The organism is Pseudacidovorax sp. RU35E (genome assembly GCF_900156165.1).
In the GTDB taxonomy this organism is placed as follows: Bacteria; Pseudomonadota; Gammaproteobacteria; order Burkholderiales; family Burkholderiaceae_C; genus Xenophilus.
Map to the genome: position 1 here is coordinate 214,133 of NZ_FTMY01000004.1, position 15,811 is coordinate 229,943.

Annotated in this window: 15 protein-coding genes; 1 reads left to right on the plus strand and 14 read right to left on the minus strand. The window is 70.4% G+C overall.

The features are described from left to right. Positions 1 to 70: 70 nt before the first annotated feature. Genes BXA03_RS08740 through BXA03_RS08780 form a run of 9 tightly spaced genes read right to left on the minus strand, consistent with a single transcriptional unit; the run spans position 71 to position 9,068 of the window. A complete protein-coding gene (locus tag BXA03_RS08740) occupies positions 71 to 1,219 on the minus strand; it encodes a mandelate racemase/muconate lactonizing enzyme family protein (protein WP_076506236.1) in 1,149 nt (382 codons plus the stop codon). Continuing rightward, complete coding sequence (locus tag BXA03_RS08745) at positions 1,216 to 2,265, minus strand: tagatose 1,6-diphosphate aldolase (protein WP_076506238.1); 1,050 nt, start codon at positions 2,263 to 2,265, stop codon at positions 1,216 to 1,218. Before BXA03_RS08745 ends, BXA03_RS08740 begins: the two co-directional genes overlap by 4 nt. A gap of 2 nt (positions 2,266 to 2,267) precedes the next feature. After that, a complete protein-coding gene (locus BXA03_RS08750) occupies positions 2,268 to 3,218 on the minus strand; it encodes a PfkB family carbohydrate kinase (protein WP_076506240.1) in 951 nt (316 codons plus the stop codon). Continuing rightward, positions 3,215 to 4,285, minus strand: a complete 1,071-nt coding sequence (locus BXA03_RS08755) for an ABC transporter ATP-binding protein (protein ID WP_076506244.1) — start codon at positions 4,283 to 4,285, stop codon at positions 3,215 to 3,217. Before BXA03_RS08755 ends, BXA03_RS08750 begins: the two co-directional genes overlap by 4 nt. Positions 4,286 to 4,295: 10 nt before the next feature. Continuing rightward, positions 4,296 to 5,270, minus strand: coding sequence for an alcohol dehydrogenase catalytic domain-containing protein (locus BXA03_RS08760; protein ID WP_076506246.1), 975 nt, complete (start codon positions 5,268 to 5,270; stop codon positions 4,296 to 4,298). A gap of 11 nt (positions 5,271 to 5,281) precedes the next feature. Next, entirely contained in the window at positions 5,282 to 6,097 is an 816-nt protein-coding gene (locus BXA03_RS08765) for a carbohydrate ABC transporter permease (protein ID WP_076506249.1), read from the minus strand. 10 nt (positions 6,098 to 6,107) lie between these two features. Further along, on the minus strand, positions 6,108 to 6,977 hold the full coding sequence (locus BXA03_RS08770; RefSeq protein WP_076506251.1) for a carbohydrate ABC transporter permease: 870 nt from the start codon (positions 6,975 to 6,977) through the stop codon (positions 6,108 to 6,110). 10 nt (positions 6,978 to 6,987) lie between these two features. After that, positions 6,988 to 7,770, minus strand: coding sequence for an SDR family NAD(P)-dependent oxidoreductase (locus tag BXA03_RS08775; RefSeq protein WP_083715971.1), 783 nt, complete (start codon positions 7,768 to 7,770; stop codon positions 6,988 to 6,990). Further along, complete coding sequence (locus BXA03_RS08780; RefSeq protein ID WP_076506254.1) at positions 7,770 to 9,068, minus strand: ABC transporter substrate-binding protein; 1,299 nt, start codon at positions 9,066 to 9,068, stop codon at positions 7,770 to 7,772. The genes BXA03_RS08775 and BXA03_RS08780 overlap by 1 nt, the downstream gene beginning before the upstream one ends. A gap of 186 nt (positions 9,069 to 9,254) precedes the next feature. On the opposite strand from BXA03_RS08780, the gene BXA03_RS08785 reads away from it, so the two are divergent. Continuing rightward, the gene (locus BXA03_RS08785) at positions 9,255 to 10,277 is read left to right on the plus strand and encodes a LacI family DNA-binding transcriptional regulator (protein ID WP_076506256.1); all 1,023 of its coding nucleotides are present in this window, start codon (positions 9,255 to 9,257) and stop codon (positions 10,275 to 10,277) included. A 23-nt stretch (positions 10,278 to 10,300) separates the two neighbouring features. Here BXA03_RS08785 and BXA03_RS08790 read toward each other — a convergent pair whose 3' ends face one another. The 5 genes from BXA03_RS08790 to BXA03_RS08810 form a co-directional block, all read right to left on the minus strand. Then, a complete protein-coding gene (locus BXA03_RS08790; RefSeq protein WP_076506258.1) occupies positions 10,301 to 11,092 on the minus strand; it encodes a TSUP family transporter in 792 nt (263 codons plus the stop codon). An 84-nt stretch (positions 11,093 to 11,176) separates the two neighbouring features. After that, the gene (locus tag BXA03_RS08795; RefSeq protein WP_076506260.1) at positions 11,177 to 12,142 is read right to left on the minus strand and encodes a tripartite tricarboxylate transporter substrate binding protein; all 966 of its coding nucleotides are present in this window, start codon (positions 12,140 to 12,142) and stop codon (positions 11,177 to 11,179) included. A gap of 31 nt (positions 12,143 to 12,173) precedes the next feature. Further along, positions 12,174 to 12,983: an HpcH/HpaI aldolase family protein gene (locus BXA03_RS08800; RefSeq protein ID WP_083715972.1), complete on the minus strand. Its 810-nt coding sequence runs from the start codon at positions 12,981 to 12,983 to the stop codon at positions 12,174 to 12,176. Positions 12,984 to 12,991: 8 nt separating this feature from the next. After that, complete coding sequence (gene araD / locus BXA03_RS08805; RefSeq protein ID WP_083715973.1) at positions 12,992 to 14,737, minus strand: L-arabinonate dehydratase; 1,746 nt, start codon at positions 14,735 to 14,737, stop codon at positions 12,992 to 12,994. Between the two features lie 11 nt (positions 14,738 to 14,748). Further along, complete coding sequence (locus BXA03_RS08810) at positions 14,749 to 15,741, minus strand: Bug family tripartite tricarboxylate transporter substrate binding protein (protein ID WP_083715974.1); 993 nt, start codon at positions 15,739 to 15,741, stop codon at positions 14,749 to 14,751. Positions 15,742 to 15,811 lie beyond the last annotated feature (70 nt).

Genomic DNA, 15,811 nt, shown 5'->3' on the forward strand with positions numbered 1-15,811 from the left:
CGGATGGCCGCGGCCGGGGATCTTCCCAGCCTTCGATGAACGCACGCCGTACGGCCGGCGCCGACTCCGCCTAGAGCGCGATGCGGAAAGCCTGGGCCGCGCCGAGGTCGGGCTGCACGCCCAGGCCGGGCGTCGTGCCCAGGTGCACGGCGCCTTCTTCCAGCGCGAACACCGGCGTGGCCAGCAGGTCGCGCAGCGGGTTGGGGTTGGCATCCACCTCCACATAGCCCGGCCCGCCCACCGCCGCCTTGAGGTGGAAAGAGGCCGTGAGGCCGATGCCGGCCCCGAGCCAGTGCGGACAGAAGCGCTTGCCCTGCGCCAGCGTGCGCCGGCCCACGGCCAGGCAGCCGCTGAAGCCGCCCCATTTGCCCAGGTCCGGCTGGATGATCGACAGGCCCTCGGCGCCGATGTGGGCGTCGAAGGCATCCAGGCCGGCCAGGTTCTCGCCACCGGCCAGGGGCAACGGCTGCTCGCGCGCCAGCCGCGCCCAGTCGGCCAGCGGCGTGTCGGCGCGCACGGGCTCCTCCAGCCAGCCGAGGTCGTGGCGGGCCATGCGGCGGCCGGCGGCGATGGCCTCGTCCAGGTCCCAGCCCTGGTTGGCGTCGACCATCAGCGGCGCCGCGGGGCCGATCACCTCGCGCATGGCGGCCAGGTTGGCCTCGTCGCGCTCGGCGCCGAAGCCGACCTTGAGCTTGAAGGCGCGGTAGCCCTCCGCGCGCTTGGCCTCTGCCAGCTTCTCCGGTGCCGTCGGGTTGAGGCCGGAGGCATAGAGCGGCACCGGTGCAGGCGCCGCCAGGTCGGGCGCGAGCAGCTTCCACACGGGCAGGCCATGGCGGCGGCCCAGCAGGTCCCACAGCGCGATGTCCAGGCCGGCCACGATCTGCGCCAGCGGGCCGGGCTCGCCGCACTGGATGGCCAGCACGGCCAGTTTGGCGCTGAGCGTCTCGAAGCAGTGCTGCGGGCTCGTCCATTGCGGCCCGCAGGCCAGCGGCGGCAGGTAGGTCAGCGCCATGCGCGCGCGGTGCTCCGCGCCCACGGTCGGAAAGTTGCACCAGACCTCGCCCCAGCCCTCGGCGCCGTCATCGGCGATGGCGCGCAGCAACAGGGCCGGCCGGTCGCGCATGATGCCGAAGGAGGTCTGCACCGGCGGATCGGCCGGCGCGCGGAAGACGAAGGCGTCGATGCGTTCGAGGCGCAGCTCGGTCGCCGCTGCCCTCATCCCGCGTAGGCCAGGCAGAACTCGCCCTCGGCCTTGAGCGCGTCGAAAGCGCTGTAGTCGGCCTGCCAGGCGTTGCCGGCGCGGGCGGTGAGGGCGGCCAGTTCGGCCAGCGTGGCCGTGCCTTCGCGGCGCAATTGGGCCTCGAAGCCGGCCAGGTCGGGGAACTGCTGCAGCGCCTCCCACCACACGGCGCGGCCGGCCAGGAAGCCGTGGGCGCCCGCCGCATAGGCGTATTCCATGACGCGCAAGAACTGCTTGGGCGTGACGCCGGCCGACAGCATCACCCAGGGGATGCCGGCATCGCGGCAGATGCCGCCCATCTGGTCGAACAGGGCCTGGGCCTGGCGCGACTCGGCACTGTCGCCATGCGCCGGCAGGCTGGCGCCGGGCAGCGGGCTTTCGAGCTTGAACAGGTCCACGCCGTAATGCGGCTTGGCGAACTCGCGCACGCTGTCGAGCACCAGCTCGGGCAGCTTCTCGGGCGACTCCACATAGTCGGTGGTGTGGCGCTCGCTCTTGGGGAAGGGGTAGACCAGCAGCTCCAGCACCAGCGGGATGTCGTGGACGCGGCACTGCTCGCCGATCTCGGCCACGTAGCGCTGCTGGTGGGCCACGATGTCGGCGTCGGCATCGGGCCGGTACCAGGCCAGCACCTTGACGCCGTCGCCGCCGGCGCGCTTGATCTTCTCGACGCTCCAGTCCTTGATCGAATGCGACAGGCGGCCGCCGGGCTGGTCGCGGAAGCGGTGGTCCTCCAGCGTCACCACCAAGCCGGTGTGGGCCGGCAGCTTCTTCAGCCCGGCGGGGAAGGCGTAGTTGGGGTCGAACAGCATGGCGCTGGCATGCGGGCCCAGCACGTCCACCAGCACGCGCTTGACGGCGACCATGTCGGCAAAGGCCACGTCGGCCGGGGCAATGCCCTGCTTCTTGGCGATGAGGCTGGCGATGGGCGGGCGCTGGTCGAGCGCCACCATCGTGAAATGCCCGGCGGGCGTGGCCATGCGGCGCAGGCCCCATTGCTTGCCCAGACGGAGGTTGTTCGCCATGTTCAGTGCTCCTGGATCTCTTGAAGGAAGGTGAGTGCATCGCCCAGCCGGGGCGCGCCCGAGCGGCCCCCGGCCTGCCGGCACTTGAGTGCCGCGGCTGCGGCGGACAGACGGAAGGCCTGCGCCGGTGCCAGTCCGGCACCGAGGGCGAAGGCGAGGGCTCCGTGGAAAACATCGCCGGCACCGGTGGTGTCCACCGCGTCGACGGCAAAGGCGGGCAGGGTCTGCAGGGTGCCGGCTTCGTCCAGCCAGGCCACGCCGTGCTCGCCCAGGGTGACGGCGGCCAGCCGGCAGCCGCGCGCGCGGGCCACGCCCAGCTGCGCGTGCAGTGCGCCGCCGCCGCTGTAGGCAGCGAGCGCGGGCTCCGAGAAGGCGGCCACGTCGGTGTGCGGCAGCAGCTGGTCGAAGACCCAGGCCTCGGCCATGTCGCCGTCGAGCACCGAGGGCACGCCATGCCGGCGGGCGGCCTGGAAGAGGGCGAGCGCGCCCTCGGGCCAGCGCGGGTCGGCCAGCACCGCCTGGGCGCCGGCCACCGCGTCGAGCGGCAGCCAGGCGGGATCGGCGGGCAGGCCATCGCCGCGGAAGTTGACGATCATGCGTTCGCCGCGGGTGTCGACCACGATGCCCGAGACCGAGGAGCGGGCCCCGTCGAAGAGCCGGAACTGCGCCACGTCCACGCCATCGCGAGCCAGCTCGTCGCGCATGGCGCGGCCGGCGCTGTCGTCGCCCGCACGGCCCCAGAAGCGCGCGTCGGCGCCCAGGCGGGCGGCGGCCACTGCGGCGTTGGCGGCCATGCCGCCGCCGCCTTCGCGGAAGTCGCCGGCACGTGTCTTGCCACCGCCCGTGGGCAGGGCGTCCACCCCCCAGGTCAGGTCGAAGGCCGACAACCCCAGGCAGATCACCACGGGCCGTGCCTCGCGCAGCGAATCGGGCAAGAGGGACAGGGCGTTCACCGCAGCACGTCCCCGGTGGCGGCGTCGAACAGGTGCACCTTGGCCGCGTCGAAGCCCAGCGCGATGGGGGCGCCCGCGTTCACCGCCAGCTCGGGCGCCACGCGCGCCACATGGCGCTTGCCGTCGAAATCGAAGTACACCAGCGTGTCCGAGCCCAGCGGCTCGACCACGCTGACGGTGGTGCGCAGCGGGCCCTCGGCCTGCGCCAGCAGGTGCTCGGGGCGGATGCCCAGCACGGCCCTGGCGCGGCCGGCCGCGAGCATCGGCTGCAGACGCTCGGCGGGCATCGCGAGCAGCGTGCCATCGGCCAGGCGCAGGCCGCCGGCTTCCACGCCCACGTCGAAGAAGTTCATGGTGGGCGAGCCGATGAAGCCGGCCACGAACTGGTTGGCGGGCTGGCGGTACACCTCGTCGGGCGTGCCGAACTGCTGCACCAAGCCGGCCTTGAGCACCACGATGCGGTCGGCCATGGTCATGGCCTCCACCTGGTCGTGGGTGACGAAGATCATGGTCGTCTTGAGCTGCTGCGACAGCGCCTTGATCTCGGTGCGTACCTCGCCGCGCAGCTTGGCGTCAAGGTTGGACAGCGGCTCGTCGAAGAGGAAGACCTTCGGGTTGCGCACCATCGCGCGGCCCATGGCCACGCGCTGGCGCTGGCCGCCCGACAGGGCCTTGGGCTTGCGCTGCAGGAAGGGCTCGATGTGCAGCAGGCCGGCCGCGCGCTGCACGCGGCGGTCGATCTCGGCCTTGTCCATGCCGCGCATCTCCAGGCCGAAGGCCATGTTCTGGTAGACGCTCATGTGCGGATAGAGCGCGTAGTCCTGGAACACCATGGCGATGTCGCGCTGTGCGGGCGGCACGTCGTTGACGCAGGTGTCGCCGATGTAGAGCTCGCCGCCGTCGATGGGCTCCAGCCCCGCGATCACGCGCAGCAGGGTGGACTTGCCGCAGCCCGAGGGCCCGACGAAGACGACGAATTCCTGGTCCCGGACTTCCAGGTCGATGGCGGGCACCACGGTGATGTCGCCGTAGCGCTTGATCAGGCCTCGCAGATGGATCGCTGCCATTCGCGCCGCCTCAGGAAAAAGCCAGCAGCGGCTTGACCAGCTCGCCCGCCACGAAGCGGCCGAACATCTCGGGCAGCTGCGCGATGCCGAACTGCGCGTCCACCAGCTGGCGGTAGCGCGCCTTCTCCTTGCGCAGCAGCTCCACGTTGAGCGCGAAGTCCGACTTGGGGAAGTAGAAGGTGCGCACCATGTAGAAGTCCTTGCGGCGGATGGCCGGCGTCTCCTGCACGGGCCAGGGCGCGTCGCTCTCGCCGATGAGGATCAGCACGCCGCGCGGCAGCACGATGTTCATGCCCAGCGAGCGCGCCGCATGCGAGCCGCTGCACTCGACGATGAGCTTGAAGCGCTTGCTGTTGTCGCCCACCGGGTGCCGGCGCGCGCCGAAGGATTCGGCCAACTGCAGGCGCTCCTCCTTCAGATCGGACACGTAGACCTCGGTGTAGCCCAGGTTGAGCAGCGCCACGATGGCGCCCATGCCCACCGGACCCGCGCCCGTGACCAGCACCGGGCCGGCGCCCTGCGGCGGCACCAGGTTCTGCACGAAGCGGATGCCGTGCGCGGCGGTGCCGATGGTGTCCAGCAGCAGCGGCGCGAGCGCGTCCTCGATGTCGTCGGGCACGGGCAGCAGGCACTGCTCGGGCACGGCCAGGTATTCGGCATAGCCGCCGGGGCGGTTCCAGCCCACCAGTACCGACTCGTTCAGGCACATCTGCGTGTCGCCGCGGCGGCAGCTCTCGCAGTGGCCGCAATGCACCGGGATGTAGACCAGGCAGCGGCGGCCGTCGAGCGCATGGCCCGGCTGCTCGACCACGCCAAAGATCTCGTGGCCAGGCGTGAAGGTCGCGCCCTTGATCCAGAGCTTGGTGTCCGAGCCGCACAGCGCCGTGCGGCGCACGCGCAGAAGCACCTCGCCGGCGGCGGGCACGGGACGTTCGATGTCGGCGACCGTGATGGTCTTGTCGCCATGGAAGACAGCTGCTTGCATGAGATTGGCTCCTAACCCTTGACGGCACCGAGCGCGAGGCCCGACACCAGACGGCGTTGCACGAAGAAGGCGAGCACCAGCGGCGGCAGCGCGATGAGCGTGGCCGCGGCCATGAGGGCACCCCAGTTGGAGGCCCCCTCGCCGATGAAATTGAACGAGGCGGCGATCAGCGTCTTGGTGTCGCCGTTGGACAGCACCAGCGCGAAGAGGAAGTAGTTCCAGGAGAAGACGAAGGCCAGGATGGCCGACACCACCAGCCCCGGCATCACCAGCGGCAGCGCGATGCGCCACAGGATGCGCGGCACGCTGCAGCCGTCCACCTGCGCGCTTTCCAGCACGCTGCGCGGGATGTTGTCGAAGAAGGGCAGCAGCACCCAGATGACGATGGGCATGGTGATGACCGCATGCGTGACCACCAGCGCCGTGTAGGTGCCGATCAGGTTCAGCTCGCGGAACATCACGTACCACGGCAGCAGGAAGAGCGTGCCCGGCGCCATGCGCGCCAGCAGCGTGACCGTGGCCGGCCAGGTGATGCGCGTCCACGACACCGCGAAGGCCGCCGGCACGCCCAGCACGATGCCGATGACCGTCGAGCCGATGGTGATGACCAGGCTGTTCCAGGTGTAGTGGGCGAAGGGCGTGGTGCCGAAGAGCTGGCGGTAGTTGTCCAGCGTGGGCGTGAAGAACAGCTTGGGCGGGTAGGCCGTGACCTCGGCGGAGGGCTTGAAGGAGGCCAGCACCATCCAGGCGATGGGCGCCAGGATGATCAGGCCCACCAGCGCGATCTGCAGCGCGTTCAGGCGGCGGATGAGGGCGTCGTCGTGCATGCGTGTCTCCTCACCAGGCGACGCGCTTGCGCGCCTGGGTCAGCACCACCACCGCGCCCAGCACCAGCGTCGAGAGCGTGATCATCAGCGCACTCGCATAGCCGATCTCGAAGAACTCGAAACCCTTGCGGAAGCCGTAGATGTTGAGCGTGTTCGAGGCATTGCCCGGCCCGCCCTGGGTGGTGATGTAGATGATGTCGAAGAAGCGCAGCAGGTCGACGCTGCGCAGGATGGCGGCCGTGACGATGGTGGGCATCAGCAGCGGCAGCGTGATGCGCCAGAAGGTCTTCCAGCGCGAGGCGCCGTCGATCTGCGCCGCCTCGTACACGTTGGGTGGCAGCGACTGCAGCCCGCCCAGCACGATCAGCGCCACGTAGGGCGTCCATTGCCATGTATCGATGAAGGCGACGGTGGGGATCACCCACTGCGGCGAGGCCAGCCAGTCCGAGCGCGGCAGGCCCACGCTCTCCAGCAGCCAGTTGGCGGCGCCGATGGACGGGTCCAGCACCACCAGCCACATCATGCCCACCACCACCGGCGGCAGCACGAAGGGCGAGATCATGAGCGTGCGCACGATGCCCGAGAGCTTCTTGGACGAATGCAGCAGCAGCGCGACGTAGGTGCCCAGCACCAGCTGCAGCGCCAGCGAGAGCACGTACAGCACCAGCGTGATCTTCAGGCCGTTCCAGAACTCGCCGTCCTGCAGCATGAGCAGGTAGTTCTGGCCGTAGTTGACCGTGGCGCTGCCGCCGAAGCTGAACTCGTGCAGGCTCAGCCAGATCGTGTACGCGAAGGGAAAGGCGATCAGCGCCAGCGTGAAGATCACGGCCGGCGTGGACAGCATGTTCAGCTGCCGGCGGGTTCCGATGGATTGGCTCATGGGAAGGTCCTCATCCGGCCAGGAAGCCGCCGTCCACCGCCAGCACGGTGCCGGTCATGTAGTGGGCGGCCGGCGAGGCCAGGAAGAGCGCGCTGCCCGCGATGTCGGTGGGCTGGGCCCAGCGGCCCTGCGGAATGCGCGCGCGGATGCGTTCGTAATGGGCCGCGTCCTGGCGGCCTTCGGCGTTGATCGGCGTCTCGACATAGCCGGGCGCCACCGCGTTGACGCGGATGCCCTCGGCGGCCCAGGCCAGGGCCAGCGATTTGGTGAGCATCACCACGCCGCCCTTGCTGGCGCAGTAGGCCGGGATCCACGGCAGCGCCGCGAAGGCGTTCATCGAGGCGATGTTGACGATGCTGCCGCCGCCGGCATCGCCATGTGCCGCGAGCAGCGGCTTGCAGGCCGTGCACAGGCGGAAGGTGCCGGTGAGGTTGACGTCCAGCACGCGCTGGAAGGTGGCGACCTCGAACTCCTTGAAGCGCGCCAGGATGCCGGCGCAGTTGACCAGGGTGTGCAGGCCGTCCAGTTGGCCCACCAGCCGCGCCACGTCGTCGTCACGGGTCACGTCCAGCGTGGCCAGGCGCAGGTGCGCGGCCGGCTTCAAGGTGGACGCCGCCAGCGCTGCGTCGTCCACGCCGGTGGCGACCACCTCGCAGCCGGCGTCGGCGAAAGCCTGCGCGATGGCGCTGCCGATGCCGCCCGCGCCGCCCACCACCAGCACGCGGTGGCCCGGCGCGAAGGCGAAGGGGCTCCCGGCCGCCCGCGGGCGGCTGTCTTCGGCGATCGTGTCCATCAGTCCTTGGCGATCAGGGCGTCGAGCTGCTTGTCGGCGTCGGCGCAGGCCTGGGCGACGGTCTTCTGGCCCAGCAGCAGTTCGTTCACGGCCTGGCCCACGTACTCGCGCGAGGCCGGGTTGGCGACGATGGGGTAGCCCACTTCGGAGGTGCCGGTCTTGCCCAGCTCGCTGACCGTGGCGGCCCATTCGCGGCGCACCGGCTCGCCGTCCATCCAGGCCTTGTAGTCGGCACCGTTGGCGACCGAGGCACGCGGGGGCGCCACGCCATCCAGCGCCAGCTTCTCCTGCACGGCGCGGCTGGTGGCCCACTGCACGAAGTACCAGGCGGCTTCCTTCTTCTTGCTGTAGGCCGAGACGGACATGGTCCAGCCGATCACCGTGGGGCGCGAGCCGCCGGGGCCGGCGGGCAGCACGGCGATGGCCGTGTCTTTGAGGCGGGCGCCGCCTTCCATCACGCTGCGCAGCTCGTTGGAGGACTCGAAGGCCATCGCCGCCTTGCCTTCGCGGTAAAGGCTGCTGATCTGATAGAAGCTGTAGTTCACCACGCCACGCGGGCCGTAGTCCTTGAGCAGCTTGGAATACAAGGCCAGCGACTCCTGGCCCGGCTTGCTGCACAGCTGCGACTTGCCGTCCTTCATGTAGTCGCCGCCGAAGTTGTGCAGGAACACGCTGTAGCTGAAGGGCAGGGCCGGCTTGAGGCCGCGCGAGACGAAGGGCGTCACGTCCGGCTCGCAGCTCTTGAGCTTGGCGGCCACGCCTTCGAGTTCCGGCAGGCTCTTGGGCAGCTGCACGCCGCACTTCTGGAACAGGTCCTTGCGGTAGTACAGCACCGGGCCTTCGATGTTGAGCGGCACGCCCATCACGCGGCCGTTGTAGCTCGCGTCCTTCACCAGGCCGGGGCTCAGGTCGGCGAAGTCGTAGCCGGGCGCGGCGGAGGTCTTGATGAGGTCGGTCAGGTCGGCATACCAGCCCGCCTTGGCGAACTGCAGGCCCTCGCGCGAGGGCAGGGACATGAACAGGTCCACTTCGTCGCTGCGCGAGTTCATCACCGTCACCATGCGCTGGCGCATCTGCTGCTCCTGGTAGCTGTCCACCTTGAGCGTCATGCCGGTCTGCTTCTCGAAGTCGTCCTTGTGCTTGAGCAGCGCCGCCGCCACCGGGTTGTTGTTGGCCAGGAAGGTGAGCGTGGTGCCCTGGTACTTCTTCCAGTTGAACTCCTGGGCGCCCGCCGTGAGCGACAGCGTGGCCAGGGCGACCGTGCCGAGCACGGCGATGGGACGGTGGATGGAACGCATGGATGTCTCCTTGTTCTGTCGGCCATGCCGACGGGTCGAAGCGATGTAACCGTTTACAGAATTGTGGGTGATCGGCAGATGTCGATCAACCGTGAAAAGGCCCTGTATGGGTGGTTTTTGATTGGGGTTTGCCCTCGAAATGGATGCCTCAACCGATGTACCTGTTTTATGTAAACTGTTTCATCGATGAAGAACAAATCCGTCGGCATCCGCGAAGTGGCGCAGCACGCGGGCGTGTCGACCGCCTCGATCTCGCGGGCGCTGAACAGCCCCGAATCCGTGAGCCCGGCTTTGCGCCTGAAGGTGGACGCGGCCATCGCCGCGCTGGGCTACATCCCCGACGCGGCGGCGCGGGCGCTGTCGTCGCGGCGCACGCGCACCATCGGCGCCATCATCCCGACGGTGGACAACGCCATGTTCGCGCGCGGCATCGAGGCGCTGCAGCGCTACCTGTCGCTGCAGGGCTACCTGCTGCTGCTGGCCACCAGCGGCTACGACCCCGAGGTCGAATTCCGCCAGGCGCAGAACATGGTCAGCCGCGGCGTCGACGGCCTGATCCTGCGCGGCGACATGCACACCGAGGGCCTGCGGCGCCTGCTGGCCACCCAGCGCATGCCCTTCGTGAACGTGGGCGTCTACCACCCCGACAAGCCCTACGCCTCCATCGGCGCCGACAACGAGGACGCCGCCTGGCGCGCCACGCGCTATCTGATCGGTCTGGGCCACACGCGCATCGCCATGGTGGCGGCCATGTCGGCCCACAACGACCGTGCCTCGGCCCGCGTGGCCGGCGTGCGGCGCGCGCTGAAGGAGCAGGGCCTGCCGCTGCCCGACGACTGGTACTACGAGGTGCACTACCGCCTGGACGATGCCCGCCAGGCCGCGCGGGCGCTCATGGCGCGCCCCGAGCGTCCGACGGCAGTGGTCTGCGGCAACGACGTGCTGGCCTATGGCGTGCTGCTGGAGGTCGAGCGCCACGGCCTGCAGGTGCCCGGCGACATCTCGGTCATGGGCTTCGACGACCTGGAGTGGAGCCGCCACCTGCGGCCCAGCCTCACGACCATGCACCTGCCCACCGACGAGGTGTGGACGCGGGCCGGCGAGCACCTGGTCAAGCAGCTCAGTGGCCAGCCCTGCGTGCTGCACCACGAGGTGGATGCGACGCTGGTCGTGCGCGAATCGACCGCGCCGCCGCGCGCCAGTGCCTGAGGGTCGTCGGCGCGCAGGCCGTGTCAGTGGGCGTGCAGCGCCCCGATCGCCAGCGACCCACCCGTGGCCACCAGCAGCGCTGCCACGCCCCAGCGCAGCGCCGCGGCCGGCACATGCGGCTGCAGGCGCAGCGCCAGCCGCGTGAGGACCTGCACCAGCGGCAACGCGATGGCCGACAGCAGCACCGCCCGCAGCGAGAAGCCACCCGTGGGCACGTTCAGCACGATGCGGGTCAGCGCATTGCCCGCGAACATCAGCAGCAGGCTGCGGCGCACCACGTCCAGCCCCAGCGGCTGGCGGTAGAGGTGGTAGACGATGGGCGGCCCCGAGGTGCCGAACAGCCCGCCCATCAGCCCCGACAGCAGCCCGGCCACCGCGAACTGCCGCGGCGGCGCCAGCGTGGCCCGCACCGCGCCCCGGCGCAGCAGCACCAGCGCGCACAGCACGATCACCACGCCCAGCAGCAGCTTGAGCGCCGTGGTGGCACCCGCGCTCAGCCAGTGCAGCAGCACCAGGCCCAGGCCCACGCCGACGCAGCTCGTGAGCATGGCCGGCTTCATCAGCGCCCAGGGCACGGGCTGCCGGTGGGCGCGGAAATAGGCCCAGGCATTGGCCAGCGTGAGCACCGTCGCCACGTTGGCCGCATCGGCCACCGAGGCCAGGTCGAAGCTGGCCACCAGGCTCAAAAAGACCAGCCCGAAGGCGAAGCCGGAGAGCGTCTGGGCGAAGGTGGCGATGGCGACGCACAGCAGGTACAGGGCCAGCGTGGCGGGCGAACCGAGAAGGGCGGCGAGCGAGGTGAGCGAGGGCGGCATGCGGGAGAGGAAGTCGGCCCGGCGGCCGGCACAGGAGCCTCGACGGCTGAGCCCGTTTCGGCCGACGCCGACGGGCTCAGGGGCTCAGTCCTTGTCGGCGAGGCCCAGGTCGCGGATGAGTTTTCCGTAGGCCTCGGATTGTTGCGCGGCGAAGGCCGCGAAGCGTGGGCCGTCCATGTAGGCGGGCGGCGTCTCCAGGCGTTGGGCTTCGCTCTTGTACGCCTCGCCGGCCAGTGCGGCCTGACAGGCCGACTCCAGCCTCGCCAGCACGGGCGCGGGCAGGCCCTTGGGCGCGATCACGCCGCCCCAGATGGAGGCCGTGATGGGCCAGCCGGCCTCGGCCATGGTGGGCACGTCCGGATAGCCGGGCAGGCGCTGCTCGGCGAACACGGCCAGCGGCCGCAGGCCGTACTGCCTGGAGACGGTCGGCGTCTCGCTGAACAGCATGACCTGCTTGCCCAGCAGGCCGGTGACCATCTCGCCCGAGCTCTTGTAGGGCACGTGCAGACCATTGGCCTGCGCCTTGTCGAGCAGCATCTCCATGGCCAGGTGCAGCAGCGTGCCGCGGCCGGACGAGCCGTAGGTGAGCGTGCCGGGGTTCTTGCGCGCAAACGCCAACACGTCGGCCACGCTCTGGAAGGGCGAGTCCTTGGGCACCATCATCATCAGCGGCACGGCGTAGGTGCGGCAAACGTGGTCGAAGTTCTGGTGGCCGTAGCCCGTCTTGCGGATGGCGGGCTGCAGCACCTCGGGCCCGATCACCGACAGGCCCACGGTGTAGCCGTCGGGCCGGGCGCGCATGAGCTGCAGCATGCCGATGGCGCCGCCCGCGCCGGCCTTGTTGTCCACCACCATGGCCTGGCCCAGCCGCTCGCCCATGTGGCGCTCCAGGATGCGGGCCATGATGTCCGAGGTGCCGCCGGGCCCGAAGGGCACGACCAGGGTCACGGGCTTGTCGGGATAGGCGGGCTGCGCCTGCGCCGGCAGTGCGGCGGCACAGGCCAGGGCGGCCCACAGCAGGCCGCGCACGGCGGCCGGTCGGATCTTCATCGTTGTCTCCTTGAATGTGGTCGGGCGCGCGTCAATACACGCTGCTCTCGAATCCCTTGGCGAGCGAAGGACGGATCGCCTCGATGAAGGCCGTGGCCTGCCGCATCATCATTCCCATGTCCGAGGCCACGGCCACGAAGTCGTAGCCGAGCTGCACGAAGCTGCCCACCATCTGCGGCGTGGGGCCCACGATGCCGCAGGGCTTGCCCACCGCGCGGCAGCGTTTGGCCACGTCGGCGATGACGGCCTGCACGTCCGGGTGAGCGATGTTGCCGATGTGGCCCATGTTGGCCGACAGGTCGCCGGGGCCGAGGAAGAGCGCATCCACGCCCGGCACGGCGGCGATCTCCTCTAGCGCGGCGACCGCCTGCGGCGTCTCGAGCTGGATGATGGTGAACACCGAGTCGTTGGCGCGCTGGCCATAGTCGCGCGCCGTGCCGTAGCCCGAGGCGCGGTGCACGGCCGCGAAGCCGCGCACGCCCTGCGGCGGGTACTTGGCGTAAGAGACGGCACGCGCCGCTGCGTCGGCGCTGTCAACGAAGGGCACCATGACCGTCTGCGCACCCAGGTCCAGCGCACGCTTGAACAGCACGGCCTCGTTGGCGGCCAGGCGGGCCACCGGGCAGGCGTCGGTGCCGGCGATGGCCTGGAGCACGGCGAGCGTGTCCTTCTCGTCCATGGGCACATGCTCCAGGTCCACCAGCAGCCAGTCGAAGCCGGCGCGGCCCATGGCCTCGGCGGTGCTGGCGGCGCCGGACATGAGCCAGGTGCCCAGCGGCGCGCCGGGCTGGGCCAGGCGGCGGCGGAAGGGGTTGTCGAGCAGGTCGGGATAGGCAGGCATGCGTCGGGTCAATAGATGGGCGGTTCGGGGGTGGCGGCGTTGCCGGCGAGCACGTCGAAGTCGCAGCCCAGGTGGGCCTGGGTGACTTCGCGCTGGTAGATGCGGGTGAAGCCGCGCACATAGGGCTGGGGCGGCGGCATCCAGTCGCGCCGGCGGGCGGCGAGCTCCTCGTCGGGCACCAGCAGCTCCAGACGCCGCTCGCCGATGTCGATGCGGATCAGGTCGCCCGTGCGCACCAGGGCCAGCGGACCGCCGACGGCGGACTCGGGCGAGATGTGCAGCACGCAGGTGCCGTAGTGGGTGCCGCTCATGCGCGAGTCGGACAGGCGCAGGATGTCGCGAACGCCGCGCTGCAGCAGCTTCTTGGGCACGGGCAGGTTGCCCCATTCGGGCATGCCGGGGCCGCCCACCGGGCCGCCGTTGCGCAGCACCAGCACGCTGTCCTCGGTGACGTCGAGGGCGGGGTCGTTGATGGCGGCCAGCATGTCGGCGTTGGAGTCGAACACCAGCGCCGGCCCGGTGTGGCGCAGCAGTCGCGGGCTGGCGGCCGAGGGCTTGATCACCGCGCCGTCGGGCGCCAGGTTGCCGCGCAGCACGGCCAGCGCCAGGCCGGCCTCGGGGCATTCGGCGGGGGCGGCCACCACGGGCTGGTCGAGCGGGCGGATCACGGCGTCGTCCAGCGGCACGGCGCCGGCGATGTTCTCGCCCAGCGTGCGGCCGGTGCAGGTCTGCGCGCCCAGGTCCAGCACGCCGGCGATGCGCTGCAGCAGCGCGGGCAGGCCGCCGGCGTAGTAGAAGTCCTCCATCAGCCGGTCGCCGGCCGGGAAGAGGTTGGCCAGCACCGGCACCCGGCGCGCCATGTCGTCGAAATCGTCCAGCCCGAGCGGGATGCCGGTGCGCCCCGCCATGGCCGGCAGGTGCACCGCCGCATTGGTCGAGCCGCCCAGCGCCATCCAGGTCGCCACGCCGTTGAGGAAGGACGCGCGGGTGATGAAGCGCGAGGGCTTGAGGTCGTCCCACACCATCTCGACGATGCGCTGGCCGCAGGCCCAGGCCATGCGCGTGTGGCTGGCATCCATGGCCGGGATGCTGCTGGCGCCCGGCAGCGTGAGGCCCATGGCCTCGACGATGGCCGTCATGGTGCTGGCGGTGCCCATGGTGTTGCAGGTGCCGGGCGCGCGCGTCATGCGGGCCTCCAGGGCGATCCACTCGGCCTGGTCGATCTCGCCGACGGTGTACTTCTCCCAGTACTTCTTGGTGTGGGTGCCGGCACCGACGCTCTGGCCCTGGTAGCGGTCGTTGAGCATGGGCCCGGCCGGGCAGAAGAGGGCGGGCACGTCCATCGACAGGGCGCCCATCACCAGGCCCGGCGTGGTCTTGTCGCAGCCGCCCAGCAGCACCACGCCGTCCAGCGGCAGGCTGCGGATCAGCTCCTCGGCCTCCATGGCCAGGAAGTTGCGGTAGAGCATGGTGGTGGGCTTGACCATCACCTCGCCCAGGCTCATGGCGGGCAGCTCCAGCGGATAGCCGCCGGCCTGCAGCACGCCGCGCTTGATGGCCTGCGCGCGCTCGCGCAGGTGGGCGTGGCAGGGCGAGAGGTCGCTCCAGGTGTTGAGGATGCCCACGATGGGCCGGCCCATGAATTCCTCCCGCGCCAGACCCTGCTGCTGCATGCGCTGGCGGTGGGCGAAGCCGCGGATGTCGTTGCTGGCGAACCAGCGCTGGCTTCGCAATTGATCGATGCTGCGGCGCAAGCGTCTTCCTTTCAATCCATCTTCACGCCGGCGTCCTTGACCAGGGCGCGCATGGCGGTGCCGTCCTTGCGGATCAGCGCTTCGAACTCGTCGGGGGTGGAGTTCAGCACCTCGTAGCCCTGGGCCTCCAGCGGCTGGCGGAAGGCCGGCTGCTGCAGCACGGCCACCGATTCGCGATGGAGCCGCTGCACGATGTCGGCCGGCGTGCCGCGGCGCACCAGGATGCCGTTCCACACCACCGAGACCACGCCCGGCACGCCGGCCTCCGCAAAGGTGGGCACGTCGGGCATCACGGCCGAGCGCTTGGTGTCGGCCACCGCCAGCACCCGCACCTTGCCGGCCTGCCTGTGGCCTGTGACGGCCGGCAGGTTGTTGAACATCATGGGGATCTGCCCGCCCAGCACATCGGTGAGGGCCGGTGGGCCGCCCTTGTAGGGCGCATGCACGAGCTGCGTGCCGCTGTTCTTCTCGAACAGCACGCCCGCCAGGTGCATGGTGTTGCCGTTGCCGGCAGAGCCGAACACCAGCCGGCCGGGCTGCGCCTTGGCCGCGGCCACCACGTCGGCCACGCTGCGGTAGGGCGTCTGCGCGCCCACCAGCAGCACGTTGGGCATCTGGTGGGTGAGGGTGATGGGCTGCAGGTCCTTCTGCGGCTCGTAGCCCATGCTGGCGTAGATCTGCGGATTGATGGCCAGCGTGCTCAGCGAGCCCAGCAGCAGCGTGTAGCCGTCCGCCGGCTGGTTGCGCGCCACGTAGGCCGAGCCGATGTTGCCGTTGGCGCCGGCGCGGTTGTCGATGACGACCGGCTGGCCGAGCCGCTCCGACAGGCCTTGCGCGAAGCTGCGCGCGAACTGGTCGGCCACGCCGCCGGCCGGGTAGGGCACCACCAGCGTCAATGGCCGCGTGGGGTAGGCGGTGGGCTCGGCGGCCGCGGCCGGCCCCAGGGCGCAGGCAGCGCAGGCGGCCAGGCCCAGCTGGGCGAACAGGCGGCGGTCGAGGGGCATCGGAGTCTCCTGATTGAGGATGTCAGCGGTAACTGTTACCGCTAACATACTGTTAGTCTAGGCGCCTGGG

Bases quoted from the DNA above. Each gene is read 5' to 3' on its own strand.
- BXA03_RS08740 (WP_076506236.1), bottom strand. From the start codon at position 1,219: ATGAGGGCAGCGGCGACCGAGCTGCGCCTCGAACGCATCGACGCCTTC.
- BXA03_RS08745 (WP_076506238.1), bottom strand. From the start codon at position 2,265: ATGGCGAACAACCTCCGTCTGGGCAAGCAATGGGGCCTGCGCCGCATG.
- BXA03_RS08755 (WP_076506244.1), bottom strand. From the start codon at position 4,285: ATGGCAGCGATCCATCTGCGAGGCCTGATCAAGCGCTACGGCGACATC.
- BXA03_RS08760 (WP_076506246.1), bottom strand. From the start codon at position 5,270: ATGCAAGCAGCTGTCTTCCATGGCGACAAGACCATCACGGTCGCCGAC.
- BXA03_RS08765 (WP_076506249.1), bottom strand. From the start codon at position 6,097: ATGCACGACGACGCCCTCATCCGCCGCCTGAACGCGCTGCAGATCGCG.
- BXA03_RS08770 (WP_076506251.1), bottom strand. From the start codon at position 6,977: ATGAGCCAATCCATCGGAACCCGCCGGCAGCTGAACATGCTGTCCACG.
- BXA03_RS08775 (WP_083715971.1), bottom strand. From the start codon at position 7,770: ATGGACACGATCGCCGAAGACAGCCGCCCGCGGGCGGCCGGGAGCCCC.
- BXA03_RS08780 (WP_076506254.1), bottom strand. From the start codon at position 9,068: ATGCGTTCCATCCACCGTCCCATCGCCGTGCTCGGCACGGTCGCCCTG.
- BXA03_RS08785 (WP_076506256.1), top strand. From the start codon at position 9,255: ATGAAGAACAAATCCGTCGGCATCCGCGAAGTGGCGCAGCACGCGGGC.
- BXA03_RS08790 (WP_076506258.1), bottom strand. From the start codon at position 11,092: ATGCCGCCCTCGCTCACCTCGCTCGCCGCCCTTCTCGGTTCGCCCGCC.
- BXA03_RS08795 (WP_076506260.1), bottom strand. From the start codon at position 12,142: ATGAAGATCCGACCGGCCGCCGTGCGCGGCCTGCTGTGGGCCGCCCTG.
- BXA03_RS08800 (WP_083715972.1), bottom strand. From the start codon at position 12,983: ATGCCTGCCTATCCCGACCTGCTCGACAACCCCTTCCGCCGCCGCCTG.
- BXA03_RS08810 (WP_083715974.1), bottom strand. From the start codon at position 15,741: ATGCCCCTCGACCGCCGCCTGTTCGCCCAGCTGGGCCTGGCCGCCTGC.